At 66.7% G+C, this 3,379-nt stretch carries 2 protein-coding genes; both read left to right on the top strand.

Annotated features, from left to right (window positions below; translation table 11 throughout):
• On the top strand, nt 1-518 hold a 518-nt coding region (locus DU475_RS23405; protein WP_164633474.1), incomplete at its 5' end, for a BA14K family protein.
• Nucleotides 519-774: 256 nt separating this feature from the next.
• Entirely contained in the window at nt 775-3,009 is a 2,235-nt protein-coding gene (locus DU475_RS23400; RefSeq protein WP_013502786.1) for a lytic transglycosylase domain-containing protein, read from the top strand.
• Nucleotides 3,010-3,379 lie beyond the last annotated feature (370 nt).

Raw genomic sequence — 3,379 nt, 5'->3', positions numbered from 1 at the left:
CCGTTGGAGGGGGCGGCGGCGGCGGTGGCCCTGCTGTCGGCGGCGGCCCCGCGTTCGGCGGCGGCGGCCCGCGCGGCGGCGGTCCTGCGTTCTCAGGAGGCGGGCCACGCGGCGGCGGTCCGATGTTCGGAGGGGGCGGTATCAGCCGCGGTGATTTGGCCGGACGCGCGATCGCCGGCGGTGCCCCCGTCGGTCCGAGGGTCGGTGGTGGCAACTGGCAAGGTGGCGGCCGGCATTGGCACGGTGGTGGCCGACACTGGCACGGCGGTGGCTGGCATGGCCGGCCCTGGCGGGGCGGCGGATACTGGTCCGGCGTCGGAATCGGCGTGATCGGATCGCCCTACTATTACGGCTATTACGGCGATCCGTACTACTACTACGATGACGACGAGCCGACCGTGACCGTCGTGCCCGCCGATCGTCGCACCGAAGCGTATTGCCGCAAGCGCTTCAAATCCTACGACCCGGCCTCCGGCACCTATCTCGGTTATGACGGGCGGCGGCACCCCTGCCCGTAATCCCTCGTTGATCGATCTCCAAACGGCGCCGACACCGGCGCCGTTTCTGTTTCCGAACACGGTCGCGGCTCCCGCCCACGATCCGCCCCCTGCGGCGATCGGACTCACCTCGGCGTGACCGCGGCGTCGTGTTTTTGCCCCTAAATCGCTGCAAACAACATTCGGCAATTCCAAGGGGCCTCCGCGGAATGCCTTCACTCCGTCGGCCGATGCTGACAGACTTACCGAATCGCCCCCATAGGGAGGCCACTGCGCTTTGCATCCATCCCCCACACGCCTCCCCCCGTTCGCGGCCGCGCTACTGACCTCGGCCGCGACCTTGGCGCTCTGCATTGGTGTTGCCGGGATCACCGATGCGGCGTTCGCAGCTTCCAACAAGGTGCCTCTGCCGAAACCGAGGCCGGCGGTGGGTAGCACTGCGCCCAAACCCGTGGCGGCCCAGTCGCTGCCGAAGCCCGACCCGCGACCGTCGACCAAGCTCGCCGTCACCAGCCCGGCCGATGCTGTCGAACCGATGCGACAACGTGCACCGGCGGCGACCCTGCACAAGCCGGCCAACCGCTCGGCCGTCGCCGCGACGACGGCAACCTCGTCTGCCGATGCCGGCGCGCTGCAAAAGGTCGTCGAGCTGGTTCGCCAGCGTAAGCCCGGTGACGCCACCGACGTCGCGAACTCGATATCCGATCCCGTCGCCCGCAAACTCGCAGAATGGGTGATCCTGCGGAGCGAGAACAACGGCGTCAGTGTGGAGCGCTATTCTGCGTTCATTCGGGCGAATCCGAGTTGGCCGTCGCAGAGTTTCTTCCGCCGACGCGCGGAGGCGGCGCTGTGGGACGACCGGCGCGACGACGCGGCCGTGCTGGCTTTCTTCAACGACGCACAGCCTTCGATCGGCAAAGGCAAGCTGGCACTGGCGCGTGCGCTGCTGGCGCGCGGCGATCGCCGCGCGGCCGAGCAACTGGTCCGAGACGCCTGGCGCAACGACACCATGTCCGAGGCGAACGAAACCACCGCGATGGAGCTGTTCGGCCCCCTGATCACGCCGAGCGACCACAAGGCGCGGATGGACGCATTTCTCTACGGCAACGATCTCGGACCAGCGCTGCGCGCCGCAAGGCGACTCGGCAATGCACAGCTCGCCCTCGCCCGGGCCCGGATTGCGGTCGAGAAGAAGGAGTCGAACGCAAAGGCCCTGCTTGCGGCCGTCCCGGCCGAACTTCATCACGATCCCGGCTATCTGTTCAGCAAGATTCGCGTGCTGCGGCGGGACGACAAGATCGTCGAAGCCGGCCGCCTGATGCTGACCGTGCCGCGCGACCCGAACCGGCTGCACAATCTCGACGAATGGTGGATCGAGCGCCGACTGGTGGCGCGCAAGCTGATCGACATCGGCGACTATCGTCTGGCCTATCTGGTCGCGCGCGATGCGGCCATACCGACCAGAAGCGTCTATCAAACCGAGCACGAATTCACCGCCGGCTGGATCGCGCTGCGGTTTCTGAGCGATCCAGCCACCGCGACGCGGCACTTCGCCCGGCTGGGCCGCGAAACCACCAATCCGACATCACTGGCACGCGCCGGCTATTGGCAGGGGCGCGCCGCGGAGGCCGCCGGCCGCATTCAGGAAGCACGTGCCGCCTATTCCGCATCGGCGGCGCACTCGACCAGCTATTATGGCCAGTTGTCGCGCGCCAAGCTCGGTCTGCCTCAACTGGACCTCAATGGTCCACCTTCTGGCCACGGCCGCAACGCCGATCGGCTCGAAGTCGTCCGCGCGGTGAACCTGCTGTACGCGATCGACGAAGGCGACATGGCGATTCCGATCTACGCCGACGTCGGCGAGAATGGCGACGTGGACGCCCTGATCGGCCTCAGCGAAACCGCGGCGCGTCACAACGATGCTCGCGCGATGCTGCTCGTCGGCAAGGCGGCGCTCAATCGTGGCCTGCCGTTCGAGCATTACGCATATCCGGTGATCGGCATCCCGCAATTCAGGTCGGTCGGCCCCGAGGTCGAACGCGCGATCGTCTATGCGATCGCCCGCCAGGAGAGCGGCTTCAACCCGGCAGTCGTTTCTCCGGCCAACGCCTATGGCCTGATGCAGGTGACGCCCGACGCCGGCAAATACGTCTGCCGCCGCCACGGCTGCAGCTTCGACCTCCAGCGGCTCAAATCCGATTCGGTGTACAACGCGGCGGTCGGCGCCGCCGAGCTCGGCGGCCTGATCGAAGACTATCGTGGCTCCTACATCATGACCTTCGCCGGCTACAACGCCGGCCGCGGCAGTGTGCGCAAATGGGTCGAGCGCTACGGCGACCCGCGCGATCCGAAAGTCGACGCCGTCGACTGGGTCGAACTGATCCCGTTTTCGGAAACCCGCAACTACGTGCAGCGCATCATGGAAAATCTGCAGGTGTATCGTGCACGTTTCGGCGGCGGACACCGGCTGCAGATCGAAGCCGACCTGCGCCGCGGCGCCGGTCGCGAATAGAACGACGCACCTTTCCGGCCAGCCATGATCGACACCCCGGAAGCAGCCGCGCGATCCGAGCAGGCGCCTTGCGGGGCCAATCGTATTTCACCCGTCCCGGACTGCACCGGAGCTTCATCGACTGATTGAAGCAGACCTGCCACTTTTGGCGCAGCGTCCTGATCCGACAGGCTGAGTGCAGATGCCGGCCACAGAATCAACGGCTTCTGCATCCGATCCGACACCTGCGGTCAGACCCGCCACAACGAAAAACCCCGGCGGTTGCCCGCCGGGGTTGATCAGATACTCGCTTGCGAAGCGAGGATCAGAAGTTGCGCTGAACGCGGAGGTTGCCGCTCCAGACGCCCTGGTCCTTGAACTCGTAGAACGC

The organism is Rhodopseudomonas sp. WA056 (assembly GCF_010906995.1).
Lineage (GTDB): Bacteria > Pseudomonadota > Alphaproteobacteria > Rhizobiales > Xanthobacteraceae > Rhodopseudomonas > Rhodopseudomonas palustris_G.
Note: the sequence above shows the minus strand (reverse complement) of the source record. Positions and strands in the feature narration are given on the sequence as shown.